This window comes from Paraglaciecola sp., from assembly GCF_039964565.1.
Classification (GTDB): Bacteria; Pseudomonadota; Gammaproteobacteria; order Enterobacterales; family Alteromonadaceae; genus Paraglaciecola.
Map to the genome: position 1 here is coordinate 115,516 of NZ_JBDVXF010000030.1, position 16,999 is coordinate 132,514.

At 38.1% G+C, this 16,999-nt stretch carries 13 protein-coding genes; 10 read left to right on the forward strand and 3 right to left on the reverse strand.

The annotated features are described in order from the left end of the window. The first annotated feature begins 26 nt into the window (after positions 1 to 26). From ABJK37_RS13790 to ABJK37_RS13830, 9 genes are all read left to right on the forward strand, one after another. Positions 27 to 980, forward strand: a complete 954-nt coding sequence (locus ABJK37_RS13790; RefSeq protein ID WP_348354818.1) for a glycosyltransferase family A protein — start codon at positions 27 to 29, stop codon at positions 978 to 980. Beyond that, positions 981 to 2,144, forward strand: coding sequence for a UDP-galactopyranose mutase (glf, locus tag ABJK37_RS13795; RefSeq protein WP_348354822.1), 1,164 nt, complete (start codon positions 981 to 983; stop codon positions 2,142 to 2,144). 201 nt (positions 2,145 to 2,345) lie between these two features. Beyond that, the gene (locus tag ABJK37_RS13800) at positions 2,346 to 3,566 is read left to right on the forward strand and encodes an NAD-dependent epimerase/dehydratase family protein (protein ID WP_348354825.1); all 1,221 of its coding nucleotides are present in this window, start codon (positions 2,346 to 2,348) and stop codon (positions 3,564 to 3,566) included. Positions 3,567 to 3,568: 2 nt separating this feature from the next. After that, the gene (locus ABJK37_RS13805) at positions 3,569 to 4,501 is read left to right on the forward strand and encodes an NAD-dependent epimerase/dehydratase family protein (RefSeq protein WP_348354828.1); all 933 of its coding nucleotides are present in this window, start codon (positions 3,569 to 3,571) and stop codon (positions 4,499 to 4,501) included. Between the two features lie 53 nt (positions 4,502 to 4,554). Then, positions 4,555 to 5,517 carry a glycosyltransferase family 2 protein gene (locus tag ABJK37_RS13810; RefSeq protein WP_348354831.1) on the forward strand — a complete coding sequence of 321 codons (963 nt, stop codon included), beginning with the start codon at positions 4,555 to 4,557 and terminating at the stop codon, positions 5,515 to 5,517. Between the two features lie 5 nt (positions 5,518 to 5,522). Continuing rightward, the gene (locus tag ABJK37_RS13815) at positions 5,523 to 6,239 is read left to right on the forward strand and encodes a Stf0 family sulfotransferase (RefSeq protein ID WP_348354834.1); all 717 of its coding nucleotides are present in this window, start codon (positions 5,523 to 5,525) and stop codon (positions 6,237 to 6,239) included. 65 nt (positions 6,240 to 6,304) lie between these two features. After that, the gene (locus tag ABJK37_RS13820; RefSeq protein ID WP_348354837.1) at positions 6,305 to 8,392 is read left to right on the forward strand and encodes a glycosyltransferase family 4 protein; all 2,088 of its coding nucleotides are present in this window, start codon (positions 6,305 to 6,307) and stop codon (positions 8,390 to 8,392) included. 182 nt (positions 8,393 to 8,574) lie between these two features. Next, positions 8,575 to 9,174, forward strand: a complete 600-nt coding sequence (locus tag ABJK37_RS13825) for a phosphoadenosine phosphosulfate reductase family protein (RefSeq protein ID WP_348354840.1) — start codon at positions 8,575 to 8,577, stop codon at positions 9,172 to 9,174. 33 nt (positions 9,175 to 9,207) lie between these two features. Beyond that, positions 9,208 to 9,825, forward strand: a complete 618-nt coding sequence (locus tag ABJK37_RS13830) for a hypothetical protein (protein ID WP_348354843.1) — start codon at positions 9,208 to 9,210, stop codon at positions 9,823 to 9,825. Between the two features lie 50 nt (positions 9,826 to 9,875). Here the strand turns inward: ABJK37_RS13830 and ABJK37_RS13835 are convergent, their stop codons facing one another. From ABJK37_RS13835 to ABJK37_RS13845, 3 genes are all read right to left on the reverse strand, one after another. After that, positions 9,876 to 10,874, reverse strand: a complete 999-nt coding sequence (locus ABJK37_RS13835) for a class I SAM-dependent methyltransferase (protein WP_348354846.1) — start codon at positions 10,872 to 10,874, stop codon at positions 9,876 to 9,878. A 7-nt stretch (positions 10,875 to 10,881) separates the two neighbouring features. Further along, a complete protein-coding gene (locus ABJK37_RS13840; RefSeq protein WP_348354849.1) occupies positions 10,882 to 11,583 on the reverse strand; it encodes a methyltransferase domain-containing protein in 702 nt (233 codons plus the stop codon). 327 nt (positions 11,584 to 11,910) lie between these two features. Next, positions 11,911 to 15,453, reverse strand: coding sequence for a 6-hydroxymethylpterin diphosphokinase MptE-like protein (locus tag ABJK37_RS13845; RefSeq protein WP_348354852.1), 3,543 nt, complete (start codon positions 15,451 to 15,453; stop codon positions 11,911 to 11,913). Between the two features lie 211 nt (positions 15,454 to 15,664). On the opposite strand from ABJK37_RS13845, the gene ABJK37_RS13850 reads away from it, so the two are divergent. Then, positions 15,665 to 16,987: a DUF4932 domain-containing protein gene (locus tag ABJK37_RS13850; protein WP_348354856.1), complete on the forward strand. Its 1,323-nt coding sequence runs from the start codon at positions 15,665 to 15,667 to the stop codon at positions 16,985 to 16,987. Positions 16,988 to 16,999: the final 12 nt, after the last annotated feature.

A 16,999-nucleotide genomic window follows, 5' to 3' on the forward strand; every position in this document is an offset into this window, starting at 1 on the left:
CAGCGTTAGATTAAAACCGAGGAAGCATGAAGTTATCAGTATTAGTACCCGCTTACAATTTACAAGATTTTATTGGGCCTTGTCTGTTGTCAGTATTAGAGCAAAGCACTGATTTCGACTATGAAGTAATTGTCTGTGATGACGCTTCTGCTGATAATACCGCTGCAAAAATTGCAGACTTAGCACAGTTGTATCCCAATAAATTAAAGCCTATCTATAAACAAACCAATGCTGGGCTAGCGGCAAATATGGCGACGTTACTTGCAGCAGCAAGCGGAGAATATATAGCTTATTTAGATGGTGACGATATTGCGCTAGCGACTAAGTTACAGAAGCAAGTGGATCACCTAGATCAACACCCAGATTGTCATATGGTGTTTCATGAGTCAGATATGTTTGTTTCTCAAACTAACAAAACAATCAAATTGTATTCAAAAGAGTTTTATAACTGGTCGCTGATCCCCAAACGCTCCAATATCGAACATATGATCCAATACGGCAGCTACATGCAAGCCAGTAGTGTGATGTTTAGAAATCATGCAAATCTTATCGATACTGTTTCGCCCGACTGTAAAATTATTTTTGACTATGCTTTTTATATTTTAAATGCCGGTTATTTAGGCGCCAATGTCGATTTTATTCCTGAAGTTTTAGGCCGTTATCGCATTCATGAAAACAGTTTTGGACAACGAACTAGTCGCTCATTTGACAGGCGTGAACAATCCCTTAGGGATATTGAGCTGGCTTGCGAGTTGGCAGGCCAGTTTGGTATAAAACCGGATATAATCAAAGCGGGAATAGCCCACCATAGATTTGCCGCAGCGCTGTATTTCTTGGCCAGAGATGCCAATGATTTATTTCTGAAATACATAGAGTTAGCGTCAAATTCAGGGATGTTTTTTAACGATAAACACCAAACCGTTTATGAAAACAGGCAAAACCTTAACAAGCTCAAAAATTTGCTAAGTGAAGCAGCATAAATGAGTGCATATGACGTAATAGTGGTAGGCGCTGGATTTTCGGGCGCTGTGTTGGCCGAGCGATTTGCAAAAATACAAGATAAAAAAGTCTTGGTTTTAGAGCAAAGGTCGCACGTTGCCGGTAATTGCTACGATTATAAAACTGAGCATGGCGTCACCGTGCATCATTATGGGCCACATCTATTCCACACCAATAACGAAGAAGTGTGGCAATACCTCAGTCAGTTTACTAAATGGACTCCATACGAGCACGAAGTTTTAGGCTCGATAGACGGAAACTTAGTGCCCATCCCATTTAATTTAAATACCTTAGATGCTTTATACCCAAAAGAGCAGGCACGACAAATTGAAGCCCTGTTAATAGAGCAGTACGGCGTAGACGGCAAGGTACCTATATTAGAATTACGTAAAAGCCCTAATATTTTACTTCAGCAATTGGGTGAGTTGGTGTTTCAAAAGTTTTTTGTGAATTACACCAGCAAACAATGGGGCTGTTCACCAGAAGAGATTTCACCAGCCGTAACCGCTAGAGTGCCTGTGGTCATATCTCGAGATGATCGTTATTTTCACGACAAGTACCAAGCTATACCTAGTGAAGGGTATACCCATCTAATTACTAATATTTTGAACCATCCAAATATTACAGTGCGCTTGAATACTGATGCTACCAAGTTAGTCACATTGAATATGAATGATCAATCTTTGTTTTTTAATGGGCAAGCTTTTAACGGAAAGTTGGTGTTTACTGGCATGTTAGATCAGCTGTTTAATTATCTAGATGGAGAATTACCCTATCGCTCTTTGCAGTTTGATTTTGAGACCTTGCCCCTAGCACAATATCAAACAGCTACAACGGTAAATTACCCTAACGAACATGCCTATACTCGAATTACCGAGTTCAAACATATTCTGAATCAAACCACTACTCACACCACCATAGTCAAAGAGTATCCGCAAGACTACGACAGGTTTGATGCGACTAAAAACGTACCGTATTACCCAATATTCAATCAAGCTAACCAAGCACGGTTCGAGCAATACAAACAAAGAGTGCAAGCGTTTGAAAACGTGATCACGGCTGGTAGGTTAGCTGATTATAAGTATTACAATATGGATGATGCGGTAGGTAATGCGCTAGGTGTGTTTGCTGCCTTAGTTGCTTAGTTTGTAAACAAAGCTGATTTGACTGATATTCGCTTAATTTAAGCTTTATGTAAATACGGCCGATAATAAGTAAACAGGGTTGGTTTAGCAATGATTTAATTGTCTGTAAGAGTGATTTCTATTAGAACTCATTCAAGAAATCATTCACTATACAGGTAAAAGTTATATATAGGTTTCAGTGCTTATATTTGGAGATGAAACATGAAAATTTTAGTTTTAGGTGGCGATGGCTTTTGCGGATGGCCTACCGCTCTGAATTTGTCAGATAAAGGTCATGATGTTGTAATAGTAGATAATTTATCTAGACGAAAAATTGATGTCGAATTGAGTACATCGTCGTTGACCCCCATTGAAACTATCGACAATAGACTGGCGGCATGGCAAGAAATCAGCGGTAAAAAAATTGATTTTGAATGTTTAGATATTTCATCTGACTTCGCTGAATTAGTACAATTATTAATAAAACATCAACCAGATACCATAGTTCATTTTGCCGAGCAGCGTGCGGCACCTTACTCAATGAAATCTTCAAGACTAAAGAATTATACTGTTAGAAATAATTTGTGTGGAACCCATAACATATTAAATGCCATTGTCGAAAGTGGTTTAGACATACACCTTGTCCATTTGGGAACTATGGGGGTTTATGGGTATGGTACGGCAGGTATGAGTTTGCCAGAAGGTTATTTACAAATTTATGTGCAAGATGAACAGGGAAACCATCTTCCACAAGAAATACTCTATCCTGCCAATCCAGGATCGATTTATCATATGACGAAGACACAGGATGCTTTGTTCTTTCAATTTTACAATAAGAACGACAAAGTGCGTATTACCGACCTACACCAAGGCATAGTTTGGGGTACTCAAACAGAGCAAACCAGCTTAGATGAAAGGCTTATTAACCGTTTCGATTACGATGGTGATTATGGCACGGTACTAAATCGCTTTTTGGTTCAAGCCGCGATGGGGTATCCAATGACGGTTCATGGAACAGGTGGTCAAACAAGAGCATTTATTCATATTAAAGATTCTGTGAAATGTGTTGAATTAGCTATAGATAATCCCCCTGAAAAAGGTGAGAAAGTACAAATTTTTAATCAGATGGCAGAGTCTCATTGCTTAATTGACTTGGCTAAAAAGATAGCCAAAGAAACCGGTGCTGAAATCGCTTACGTACCCAATCCACGTAATGAAGCCCCTGAAAATCAGTTAAGGGTTAAAAATGATAAATTTAAAGCGCTTGGTTGGAATCCAAAAACTTTAGATCAAGGTTTATTGCAAGAAGTTTCTGACGTGACTTCGAAGTATATGCATCGTTGTGATAAGGACAAGATACCCTGTCAGTCACTTTGGACCAAAGACTGTAAAGCTGGCGCGCCGAATCCTAAAGTACAACCTAAGCTTAAAAAGGTAGTTTAAAATTGAAACACACACTGGGTAACGTTTTAATTACTGGTGGTGCCGGTTTTGTTGGTTCTAACTTGACAACATATTTAGTTAAAAATGACTTGGCAACCAAGATCACTATTTTGGATAATGAATCCGTTGGTTCGCGCTCTGCAGTGAGTGATTTTAGTGTTGAGTTTATTTTAGGCGATTTGCGGGATAAAAAAGCAGTAATGCAAGCGCTAAAAGGAATAGATGTTGTCATCCATCTTGCAGCTGATACTCGAGTAATGGACTCAATTGAAAACCCTCGTTTCAATTTTGAAAATAATGTAATGGCGACGTTTGAATTAATGATGTCAATGGTCGAAAGTGGAGTCTCTAAGTTAATCAACGCATCGACGGGAGGGGCGATATTAGGGGAAGTGCCACCTCCTGTACATGAAAAAATGGTGCCAAATCCATTGTCTCCTTATGGTGCGTCAAAACTGGCTATTGAAGGATACAGTAGCGCATTTGCTGAAATATATAACATGAAAATCATGAACTTACGATTCTCTAACGTCTACGGGCCTTTATCGTTTCATAAAGGAAGTGTTGTTGCTACTTATTTAAAAGCCTTGCTAAACCATGGGCCTATAGTGGTATATGGCGATGGCGAACAGACTCGTGATTACATTTATACAGAAGACTTGTGCAAGGGCATAGTACAAGCGATTCAATCCGACCTATCTGGCGTGTTCCAACTTGGTACAGGTGTCGCGACTTCGATCAATCAACTGATCAATAATATGAAGGCTGTGATAGGAGAGCAACTTGCGATAAACGTTGAATATAAAGACGCTCGTTTGGGGGAGATTATCCATACACATTGTGATATATCAAAAGCAAGGCAGGCATTTGGGTTTAATCCATCGACACAAGTAAGGGAAGGAATTGGTTATACTTGGCAGTGGTTTCAAGATTAATCGGGTAATGTTGAGCCCTACTAATATTATTGTTAGGCATTGAGTCGGCTGTAATGGTTACATTGTCAATCATAATGCCTGTGTATAATGTGTCAGCCTATCTAGGAACGGCCATCGATTCAATTCAAAATCAGACTTTCTCTGATTTTGAATTTTTAATTATGGATGATGGTTCTACTGACGAAACGCTTCACATAGCTAATCAATATGCGAAACAAGATCCAAGAATAAAAGTATTCCCAAGAGAAAATAGAAAAGTGGCAGCCTGTTTAAATGAGCTGGTTACCTTGGCGAATGGACAATATATAGCGCGAATGGATGGGGATGATATTGCTTATCCTACAAGGCTTGAAAAACAACTGAACTATTTGCGTAATAATCAAGATGTCGCTGTAGTCGGGTCTTGGGTGCAAACTTTTGGGGAAAGAAACGAAACATGGCATTTTCGACACTCTGATAATTATTCACGAAATTTACTTTTTTTTGGTGTGACTATTTTGTGCCATCCCACTTGGATGTTAGCTAAATCACTGTTGCTGAAATATCCGTATCTAGATGCATTTCGATTTATTATAGATAGAGAATGGTTATCAAGAGTCGCCATTGCTGAGCCTGAACTACAATTTGTTGCCATTCCAGAGGTGTTGCTAGAATACAGAATGCATCAATCATCAGTTAGTGGTGTGCATCAGCAACAGCAGCGTCTTAGGACTAATAATGTTATTGATCTGTATCTTAAAACATTCCATATACACCTTTCTGCCGATCAGCTGACATTGTTCAGTCATATTGCATTTGCAGAGGTCGTTGAACCTACAAAGTTACCCCAAGCCGGACAAATTATTGAACTGGTTCAAAAGGGGGCGTCAGTCTTTCTTGCAGATGACCACAAAGTCTTTCGGGAAAAATGGTTGAGGTTTTGCCTCGCGAATGATGCTTTACATCTTGCCGATAAATACTTGTCAGATGATGAGTTTGTTTTTTTTATCGAGCACAAATACGGTTCAAACTCTTAATCCTTATGGCAATTAAGAAAAAATTTATTGTTTTGGCCTCAGCAAGAACAGGTAGCACTATGTTGTGCCGTACGCTAAATGAGCATCCTGCTATCACATGTTATGGTGAGCTTTTTATCAATAATGAAGAAGTGCCTTGGATGCTCGATAAAACCATTCAGCGAGGTTTACCTTCTCAGTACACTAAAAAAGCCGCCCGTGAAAAAGATCCTGTCAAGTTTATCAATGCTCTTATGGCCGAGCATCAAGACTCCGATTTATTTGGTTTTAAATTAATGATCTCACAAAATGAAAATATTTTGAGTTGGGTCATTTCCCAAGATGATTGGCACATTATCAATTTATACAGAAGCAATTTACTGTCTGTGTATGGCGCTACAAAAGTCGCCCGCGCAAGCCGTCAATCGCATATCGAGATTGGTGAAAGTGCGAAGCCAATAAAAGTAGATTTTGACCCAATTGAGTTTAATAACTTGCTACAGTTTAATCAATTACGACGTCGCCAAGTGAATCTAATGTTAGACGATAAACAACCAAGTTATCTTTCGCTAGATTATTTGGCTTTAGCATTAGCATCCGGCATTGAGCAAGTTTTGAATTATTTACAACCAGTAATAAAAAAAGTGCTGAGCCCGCAATTGGTAAAGCGGCATGATTGGAATGTATTAGGCAGGTTTGCCAATCCTACGGTGGTTGAAAATACCTCATTCAGCATAATTTGAGCGATTGGCTAGTCGAGCAGCCTTTAAAGACTGAACTTCAGCACACTAATAAAAGAAGTACTTATATGCAAAAAGATACCTTTGACGTAGAAAAATTTCCAGACCTAAGTGAGTTCACCTATACCGATTCAGAGGCAAAGCTGCGCGTGTGTATTGCTACTGAGGAGATCCTAGGGCCAGTTAGAAATGGTGGGATTGCCTCTACCTACTACCATTTGGCGAGAGGCTTAGCAGCACAGGGACACGAGGTCACTATTGTTTTGCTTAAAGGTCCAAAGGTTCAGCAGCACACCCCTGAATATTGGATCGAACACTACGCAGAGTTTGCGGTTAAATTAGTGTACTTGGATTGGCCAAACGAGCCATTTGTGCATGTTTCTCATCCTTGGCAGGGCCGCTGCCTGGCATTTTATAATTGGTTGAAAGGTTATGATTTTGATGTGGTTCACACATCTGAATGGCGGGGGGGAGCTTATTATGCCCTGGCCGCTAAACGATTAGGCTTGGCATTTCAACGTACCTTGTTCTTAGTTAAAGCTTCGTCTCCCTTTATCTGGAATCGTCATTATCAAATGCAGCCTATTGAAATGCATAACCTATTTTCGGTTTCGTTTTTAGAACAGAAGTGCATTGAATGGGCCGATATGATCATTGGCGGGAGTGCGCATTTATTGAGTTTTATGCGCCATATTGGTTATGACATGCCAAGAGGTGGAACTTACGTTCAACCTAATATTGTGGATTTTAGTGAATTAAAAATCACCGATGCGCGTAAAAAAAGTCAATATGGAGATCGAGTAAAATCCAAAAAACTGGTGTTTTTTGGAAGGCTTGAAAGCAGGAAAGGCTTAGAAAACTTCTGCCGCGCCTTAGATATTTGTGTCAGAGCGGGTAATTACCCAGAACATGTGACTTTTTTGGGTAAACAAGGGGTATTGTCCTCAGAAAAAGACTTTGCACAACCTGTTGATTACATCCTAGCTAAAGCTAAAAACTGGCCATTCGAAATTGATATTATTACCGATCGAGGACAACCGGAAGCGCTGACTTATCTTTGTTCTGATGAGTTTATCGCTGTCATGCCATCGCTAATCGAAAACTCTACTATGACAGTTTACGAGGCATTAGTGCATCGAATTCCTTTTGTTGCTACCGACGTGGGGGGAACTGCAGAGTTAATTGCGCAAGAGTCGCAACAATACTCCCTAGTCGAACCTACCGTATCTAGCTTAGTTAAAAGACTTAAAATTGTGTTGGATGAGGGGCAATGCATTTCTCACCCTGCTTTTGACAATGACGAAAATCTGCAGACGTGGTATCACTTTCATGATTATTTAGCTAAACAGTTTTCCACACACACTGACGTGACTTGGCAAAACGCCCTTGTCGCCAAACGTAACAAGACGCAAATAAAACACTTATCTTTAGTCCTAGCTAATGAAGGTATGATTTTCAGTGAAAATTGGGAAGTGGCACAATTTGATAAAGTGATTATATGCGATCTTACAGGGCAATTAAGCACTCAAAAGCAATCTTGGCCGAGTCATTTTGAAGTGTTGGATTGTTATGGAGTACCTAAAGGCGAAGCGTTTAATAACGCTGTAAATGAACATGTGGAAGATGCCTTTATTGTTGCCAGTGAACCGCCTAAAAGTGTTGTAGAAAAAGCCGGAGACATCCTTAAAACCGCGTTATCTGAGTCGCCTCAGTCTATTATAACGTCATTTTTTCGGGTGCCTAATGATAGCCAACATGAGCATGGAAAACTGGTGACACCTCTGGGAGGAGACCTTGGGCATCAAGTCATTGACGACAGAGTTTATGGCGCTGAATTCATCGCACTAAGGAAAGAGTGTTATCAACTTGTTGGGCCATTCGAAGATTATGCTATTGCCGATGGGGTGTTACATGAGTTTGTTACACGCGCTTTGTTAACTAATCTAGATTTTTTTGTCATACCAGAAGTCTTATTTGAGTCTGAAAAAGGTGCGACAAAAAATTTATCAGTAGATAAATCATATAAGTATTTAAAAGTTAAGGCCGCAATAGATAGTTTGCCTTTACAATTAAAAAAGTTGGTCCTTTTTGCAGCGTCAGAGCAGGGAGCTAAGGCCTTAGTGAATATCGATATCTATAACAAACAAAAAGAGTAGATAAAAATCTCTCAACTAGAATGAATGCCACATTACGAATGATTATTTTTAGTAGGGTTAAAGCAGCTGACATGCGGGATAATACATAGTGTTAAATCGTCTAATATTCCGTGAACAAAGTTAAAGAATAAAAAATCCAAGTCGATAATCAATACATCCTAGGTTCAATAAAAGTGCATTTCATGGTTGATTGTCGTAGCCTTAACGATATATATAGAAATGTAGCGGGTGAGGAAATAGTCCGCAGCATAATAGCTGATGCAACGAAGCCCATTGCCACTTCAAAGTTTGGGCCTAACGCAGAGCCTTTTATAAAGTTACTAACACAAATATCGCCTACACTGCCAATCGTTTGGATTGATGTTGTTTTTGATAATTTAGCTTTTCGTGAAAATATGTATCGTTTGAAGCGTAAATATCAAATCAACGTTATTGAACTTAGAGCTTCTTCAACGGTTATCAATAAATATAGGGAGTCTGGGTTACCTCAAAAAGGTACTCAATCATTTTTTCAGTTTCAACAAAATTTAAAAGTTGAGCCATTTAAAGCATTTTGTGAAACTTACACTCCTGACTTTTGGATGACAGATATTCGACGCGATGATACCGATTATAGAGATACTATTGAAAAGTTCTCCTGTGATGATGGGAAACTTATTAAAGTTGCTCCGTTTTTAAACGATGAGTCTTATAAATTTAACGGCCGAGCCGAAGTAAATAGGCAGTTCAATGATATTTGTAAACCAGAGCCCCATATGGAGTGCGGCTTGCATAATAACTAAAAATTTAAAACAGGTTAATAACGGTGAGTAAAAATGGGTATTAGGTATCCGCAAATTACTAGCTTATTGGAAAAAGCTGTAAAGGATGAAGTCTCTCAAAGCTTCGCCGACTTAACCATGATTGAGCTCGGTGAGCAAAATATGACTGGTGATACCCATATATCACTAGCAAAAAATTACTTTTTGGAAAAAGGTTTCCTGCACACAAGCTTTGATATTAAATCAACTGGTAGTGCCGTTGAAGTTGACCTGTCGAAGCCCGTAAATAGTATTGTAAAAGCAGATGTGGTGACCAATTTCGGTACTACTGAGCATATTTGTCAGGGAGATAATCCTCAATATCACGCGTATCGCAATGTGCATAACTTTACGAAAAAAGGTGGGCTTATGTTCCATTTTGTTCCTACGTCAGGCTCTTGGCCGAATCACTGTGATTACTGGTATAAGTTAAATTTTTTCGAAGCCCTTTTTAACTTATTAGACTATCGAGCAGTTAAACTAGAGTATGCATCTGACTCAATACCTTTCTATAAAGCGCCTAAAGATATGTGTATTGCTGTAGCGGTTAAAGAGAGTAACAATGATTTTTTAACGCAAGAGGCATTTTCTCCTCTGTACAAAATGTTAGAAATAAAAGCTAATCGTAGCTAAAAGGGTCATTATTGTGACCTTGCTTACAGAGAGGGCTAAATATTTAAATATTAATCGTTTGCATAAATAAACGCTTCCCAGCTACTATCACCAAAAAGGCTCGGAGCGCTTGTCCACGACTCCATAAATAAAAAGTAAGACTCAAGTAGGTTGTGCCGATGCGAAAAGTCTTTCCTTAAGTTCTCTTCTGAATAACTATTTTCTTTGAAAAAATGTTCTTTGACTTTGCGATAGTGCTTTTTAGCTTCTGATAACTTTCCGATATCCGCGAGCAGCCAAGCGCGAGAAAGTTGCATAAAATAAGCTCTTTCATTATTGTTTGTTCTTTTTTCTGCCTGAATGTGCAAATCCATAGCATCACTTGGTGATAGACTATCCAGAACATTTACAACGTTTTCTTTGGTTATTGGTCTATTTAGCTTGAATAGTGCACTAGAGTTTACTTGGCCTTCGTAACTAAAAAATTCTGAAAATGCTTCTTGTGTATACTTAATGAATGGAAGTTGATCGAAGAAGTAATCTTGTTGTATGACATACGCCCCCTCAAGCAGAGCTGGGAAAAACTGTTCTATACAGTGTCTGCATACTTTTTCTGTTTTTAGAATATCGAGAAAAGCGATTTCAACATTATTCTCAATAGGGTGAGTGTAATCAAGAATGTCAGAAAAATGGATTTTATAGTAGTCAACATAATTAGCGGTAAGTGCTAAAAACGTTTCAGTAAAGCTATCACCTATGAAATGAGGTTGTAGATCGAAAGCCTCGACAAATCTCTGAAAGTTATTTCGGACAATCCCTTTTTCGAAAGACCAGATAGCCTTATGTTTGATGTTTGTTATATTTGCTTCTTTCAATCCTTGAGCAAAGCATACGGTAGATGCCCCTAAAAATGCGCCAGCATCTATAATAGTCCCTTGGTTTTGAAAGTAATGTTTTGCTAGGTTAAAAAGCAGACTTCTCTCAGCGTTTGATATCATGCCTGGATGTTCACATAGAAGCTCTGGCATTCTGTTTTTTAAGCTAATATTTTTAAGATCAGTAATGTTCATGATGAAGTTACGCTTTCCATTGTTTCTGTAAGCGAACCAAGGTTCTGGGGTGAACTAAGGGAAGCATCGCTTCATTTGTTTTTTCCTCTGCTTGCTTCAACTTCGCATTTTTTTCTAGCACCGATTCGTGAACGTACAATATAGTATTTTGCCTGTAGCAAACTTGTAGCTCTGTCATTGACCATACAATAGGTCGAATGAAATCCACAGCCTTAAAATTAAAAGTATTAAAAAGCCTTGCCCAATGGTGCTGCCACATTTCATTGACGTGGTTCTCTCCGCCTTGCCCAGGGATAGCCGCGGAAAATAAAACCACTGGAGCGAGTTGCGTAAGATCTTGTACAAATGTTAATGCTCTGGAAGGAGGGAGGTGTTCAGCTACTTCCAACGAGCACGCTAAATCATAAGTTCTATCGAGCGAGATTCTTTCTCTTAAGTCACGTTCGTAAAAATTGGCACCTTTTAACAGTAAGTAATCTTTACTTATGTAATTACCGTCGACACCATGAGCCGTGGTGACACCATGATTAGAAAAAGCCGTTGGCCAAACCCCTATTCCGCATCCTATATCGACTACACTATTAATGTTGTCACACATTTCAATGACAAGTTTTGATATCACTAGAGCCGCATTTTTCTTCTTTTCGTTAACAGACTGAAGCTGAAAGAAACTCTCATCATATTTTTCCAACTGAATTTCTTTGTTCATGTTTTTGGTTCCTAATTTATATCTTATTTTTATCATAGTTGCGCTATGTTGAACTAACCTAACATGCGGAGGCCTTATGCCTATTTGAATTTTAAACTTACTTTAGATAAATATCGGTATTTAAAGGAAATTCTAAAGCAAGAGTTTTTCTTTCTAGATGTAAGATTTTAATCTAGACCGATTATATCAAAGCGGCAGTCGTTCTACGGTGCAATCATTTTTTACTGTATGGGGTGCCTTTATCTCTTTTAGCATTTAGGTTCTATGCTAGCTGTTACCGCCACATCTAATGTTCGCTGCCAGATACGTCAATTACTAACTTAGTTATCAATTCAGAAGCAGTTTTCCTTCTTTGTTAATAGTATTATTCATCATTATCTTAGTGAACTCTTTGTCTGAGATTACTTTATTTATTAGGTCACCCAATACTAAGGCTCTATTAATTAAGTTTCCTCTGGTACCAGCTTTAGACACAAAATTTTGTGTAGCGGGGTTTTTAAAACAAGCAATATGGCTTGAAAAGTCTACAAAGCTATCTACATCGATTAAGTTATTAATAGGTTTTTGACCAAACTGAGCAGGTTTTTTAGTGCTGTATTTTAGAAAGATTAGTGGGCTGTCGTGCTCACTTAGGGCAAATAAAACTGCGTAGGTTGCCAAAAAATAGTCTGCTGCAATCGTTTCTGTCTCGTTAACTGGAATGGGGCAATAAGTCACACCTTTGGGGACCAAAACTGAGTCAGAAACTTTACCTGATTTCAACATGAAAATGGTTGAACGAGTACCCCTTTGTTGAAACTTAAAAAATGGTGTTTCTTTAGCTTTATCCTGAAATACGATGACATGATCAAATTGCTTGTTATTGTTAGTTTCAAGTCTGTCAGAAAACGTCACCTCACCATTAAAACTAAACTTTTTTACTAAAGTTAGTTTTAATGATTCGCTAAAACTATCGGAACTAGAGATAACTAGCATCGTACTGTTAGCAGAGTGTTTTGCCAAAAGAGCTTTTTCTCTCTTTCTAAGACTAAAGTGAGACGAATCGAAATTCACATAGTTGTCATTGAGCACATTAGATATTTCATCTAATTTAACGCCCCAAAAATCGATACATTTGTGAATAATACTGTTGGGTTTGAACAACTGAGAGTTTTGGCCAAGCTTGAGTAGCAATGCATTGGTATAATTTACGGTGCCGTACAAGTAGTAAAACAATAATGAACCGCCATTTTTATATGAACTAAACAACATTTCTTTCTGTTTGTTAATAATGTTTTGCAGGTCAGCCTTATTTTTCACTTCATTTTTTAACTGTGACTTAAATAGACTAAGCTCTTCCATCAAAGTTTGTTGAGAATACAACCGATTAAATCTTTCAACGTATAGGTTCAGTTTTTTGTTCGAAAATACGATGGTTTTTAGTTTAATAAGAGCCTCGCATTGCTGCTGATTACTAGACATGATCAATAATTCACTTGGCCTCAATGGCAAAGAACCTTGGATCCTTGCGCCATCACTACAGTTGTAAAACTCCTGACCTTTGGGTTTGGCTTGTGTCACTTGCTCAATCACTTGCCGAGACACTTTAAACTCATGTTTCGTATTGACTCTGGGGCGAAAATTGCCTGGTACTATCAATGAGGTGTTGGCACTTTCTTGGTAGTCGAAGCTTTCTTTGCCATCGTCTTGATAGTAGCCAGATGATTTGGAGTGATGGTGTTTTACATTAACAAACCCCAAATCTACGCCAATCAGATAAATGCTAGTGAACCCAATCGTACTAAATAAATCACAAACAAAATTACTCACAGTAGGGAAGGCATTTTGCAAAACTTCAAAGTTTTCTCTACCCAAAATATTCAATGCTGAAATGGTTGATGATTCACCTTCTTTAAATGCCACCATCACATCTTTATATAAATCACAGGTATCAGGGTGAATGCCATTACATGATATCAGTGTGATGTTTTTTAAGTAGTCTAAATCACCTACCAATACAGCCCAGTCATAGGTACTTCGGTTTTGCTCTATTTCGGCATGAAAGTCTGGGGTGATGTTATGTCGATGTAAAGCTTGCAGCGCTGTGCCGCAACTCACTACTATGGCTTGTCCTTGCCATTCTTTTATCGCATCGATAGAACTGTCTAAAGAAGGGCCATTACCTACGACAAATATCGGTACTTCTTTGTCTTCATAACTTAGTTTACTAGCAGGGTTGGCGGTTAATATTGGAATTTTGCGGCGCATGCCTTCTTTAGTATGTGCAATCCCATAATAGGCATGGTCAAAATATTCTCCCATAGAGATCACTATTTGTAATTGTTCTCTAAGTTGGCTAATAGCGGAGTTTAACGACGCATTGTAATAGCTTTGATAAAAGTAAGTGCTGTTTAAAATATAGGGTCCAATAGAATAAAATTGACTCAATAAATCTCTAAATAAGTTAGTACCATCATCGCCTATATTTAAGTAAATGCGTGATTCGGATTTTTCTATGGTTTCAAATATAGTTTGCCAATCGATGGCAAAAAGTGACGCATAAAAAAAGTCTGGATTAGGTTCGCAGATAAATAGTTTTTCGACAGAGTGCTCAGCAAGTAGGGTTTCTAATTGATAACCTACACCTAAACCAAACATAATAATTGATGGCACGTTTTCAGGCAATGCGCCCACTTCTTCCTCGGCTTCTTTAAGTAACTCTTCGGTTTCTTTAACAAATTGATAATGAATGTAGTGAGCGAGCTTGGTGCCTTTATAACCTAGGACTAAGCCATCTTTATTAGGTTGTTCATTAAAGTTTTCGAAATTAATATTGCAATCTTGAGTCGGGGAATCACTGTACCAAGATTGTAAACTGTCAGTTTTGACTAAATTGACTTCACCTGCAGCGTTGCTGATTGGCAGCCATTTTTTCGGAGCGTAATCTTTGTATTCAGCGTAAATGTCTGGAAAATATTTTTTGAACGCATTGAGGTTGTTACTCAATTTGGTGTTCGCTGCGCTCAGCAAGTTATATTTTTCTAAATCTATATTAGGTGTCCACCTCGACACAAAATCCAAGTAACTTTGTTTAGATTCAATCTTAAATCCCGTTCCTGTTATTTCACGCCAACTGCGTTGGGATAGGTCGGTGTATATAGAATTGAATACTTCGTGATTGTAATGTTTGTATAGATGGAAGTTGCTAATGGCGCAGTGCTGAATCAGTTCATTCATATCCTGAATCAGGTCTCTGCCATCTTTTTCTAGTTGTAAAAAAATAGCGGTATTGTGCTGTTTTGCGAGTGCAAAAATTTCTTGCCAAGACGTGGCCATAATCGAACATTGGAAATACTGTAATTCAGGTTCGTAAATAACTATATTTTTGATCTTGTGTTGTTTTAGCAATTGCCCAAGGTGAATACCTAGGCCACATCCAAGTACCACTAAACATTCAATTTCATAGGGTAAAGGTGGTTGTTGGTTTCTGAGTTTGATACTTTCTAGGTCATCAATACTTTGTAGATCACCAATACCGTCAATTTGCTCAGAATTTTTGTTGTGACTAACTGAAGGTGCATCAAATACAATATTAGGGCAGTGTTGTTCTATTCGAGATATTTGCTCTAATACTTCAGCTTCTGGGTGAAATCCATAAAAGGTGCGGCCCATTCCGTAATCAACAATATTAATTTCGGCATATTTATTAATAAAAATAGAGTAGTTGGCAAGCTCGGGGTTTTGAACATTAGGCAACAAAGCAGGAATATTACGTTGAAATGCGTTGATATTGTCTTTGTGAGTATTGAGTATGTGTGTCGCTAATTTCTCATCTAAAAGCGCCTGTTTTTGTTCATCTTTATCAAGATGTAAACGGATATTCTTCAACATACTTTATATGAACTCATAATCTATTTGTACAATGTAATGGGTATTATCTTATTCTATCGGCAGACCTAAAAAAAGAATAAGTCTTTGAATTTATTGTGAGAAGTGAATACCAAAATGTACTTTTCATTGCTATTGCTAACTTGTTTGAATGAATTTTCATCGCTTATGTGTACCATAGGTTAATTACTATTCGCTAAAGGGCACTGTTAAATTGAAATACCTAATTTTTGTTTTTACGTTTTTGGGTTGTGCCAACTCAACTATCGATAACCACTACATCAATTTGGAAGGTGACAATTTTGTTTTAGTCACAGACAAGTATTTTAGTCGTGAATTAAGTTTTAACTCATTGCCCAATGATAAGGCTTTTTATATGACTTATTGGGGAGCAGGCCCAACAGCTGAGTTGTGTTACGGCGAGCAAAGTGTACCTATTTTCTATCGCGGAAATGACTCCGAAAAACTATATTTACAGTTAAACAACCAAGTTAAAACCCTGACATTTCACATCCAAGATAAACCAGCTCGATACAGCACAGAGTATAAACAACAGCAGCGTGGGAAAGTAACGGCTGAGATCCCTGAAGTGTACGAATTGACGAATATTGTTTTAGCTTTAGCAGACGAGTTTCAGCAGACAAATTATGGAAAGCGGGCACAAGGTGACTATTATCAGGCAATGATTAAATGGTTTACGCCCTTTAAAGCCGATCCGATTTTTACTGCACTTGGCGATGTTGACTATTATTCTCTTGTTGAAAATGGACCTGCTTACGAATTTATGAATGATAGAATCGTAAAGTCAGAGGTTTATAGTAGTTTTAGGGCAAGAGATGCAATAGCAATGCATCGCGCACTGTTAGAAAACTTTGCAAAGATTAGTGATTTTAGGTCGTTCTACCAACAGCATCAGCCGTATTATTCAAGTTTGCTTAAACAATTTGAAAACGACACTCACCCCAAAAACATTTGGAGCTGGTTAGAGTCTCAATTCTCCGCTAGGTATCAGAGTTATAAAGTATTTTTTTCGCCACTAGGCTCTGGCAAACATAGTGCTCGAATGTTCACCAATAATGGTTTTAAGGAGTCCATCATGTTTATCAGTGGCCCAAACCGTTATGAAAATAGCGTTGATTCCACTGCAACGAGCGCCATAAAACTGACAAGAGCATTTTTTACGGAAATTGATCACGCTTATGTTAATCCAATTTCAGATAGTTACGTTAATGAGATTAACAATGCATTACCAGAACTAAAAACTTGGTATAAAGGTGGTGGATATAACAAACCTTATTTGGTGTTTAACGAGTATATGACCTGGTCGGTGTTTTTGTTGTATGCGTTGGAGTCCTATTCTGATGAGGAATATTTAATGATCAAACACCATATGGAAGATTTCATGGTGAATAAACGTGGTTTTTATAAATTTAAGGCGTTTAATAAAGAGCTAACTCGAATATATAAAACGCGTAGTCAGGATCAAACAATTGAGGATCTCTATGAGCCAATTATTAAGTGGCTTAAAACTCATTGAGTTTGAGAAGTT

Bases quoted from the DNA above. Each gene is read 5' to 3' on its own strand.
- ABJK37_RS13830 (WP_348354843.1), top strand. From the start codon at position 9,208: ATGGGTATTAGGTATCCGCAAATTACTAGCTTATTGGAAAAAGCTGTA.
- ABJK37_RS13815 (WP_348354834.1), top strand. From the start codon at position 5,523: ATGGCAATTAAGAAAAAATTTATTGTTTTGGCCTCAGCAAGAACAGGT.
- ABJK37_RS13800 (WP_348354825.1), top strand. From the start codon at position 2,346: ATGAAAATTTTAGTTTTAGGTGGCGATGGCTTTTGCGGATGGCCTACC.
- ABJK37_RS13790 (WP_348354818.1), top strand. From the start codon at position 27: ATGAAGTTATCAGTATTAGTACCCGCTTACAATTTACAAGATTTTATT.
- ABJK37_RS13840 (WP_348354849.1), bottom strand. From the start codon at position 11,583: ATGAACAAAGAAATTCAGTTGGAAAAATATGATGAGAGTTTCTTTCAG.
- ABJK37_RS13825 (WP_348354840.1), top strand. From the start codon at position 8,575: ATGGTTGATTGTCGTAGCCTTAACGATATATATAGAAATGTAGCGGGT.
- ABJK37_RS13845 (WP_348354852.1), bottom strand. From the start codon at position 15,453: ATGTTGAAGAATATCCGTTTACATCTTGATAAAGATGAACAAAAACAG.
- glf (WP_348354822.1), top strand. From the start codon at position 981: ATGAGTGCATATGACGTAATAGTGGTAGGCGCTGGATTTTCGGGCGCT.
- ABJK37_RS13835 (WP_348354846.1), bottom strand. From the start codon at position 10,874: ATGAACATTACTGATCTTAAAAATATTAGCTTAAAAAACAGAATGCCA.
- ABJK37_RS13820 (WP_348354837.1), top strand. From the start codon at position 6,305: ATGCAAAAAGATACCTTTGACGTAGAAAAATTTCCAGACCTAAGTGAG.
- ABJK37_RS13810 (WP_348354831.1), top strand. From the start codon at position 4,555: ATGGTTACATTGTCAATCATAATGCCTGTGTATAATGTGTCAGCCTAT.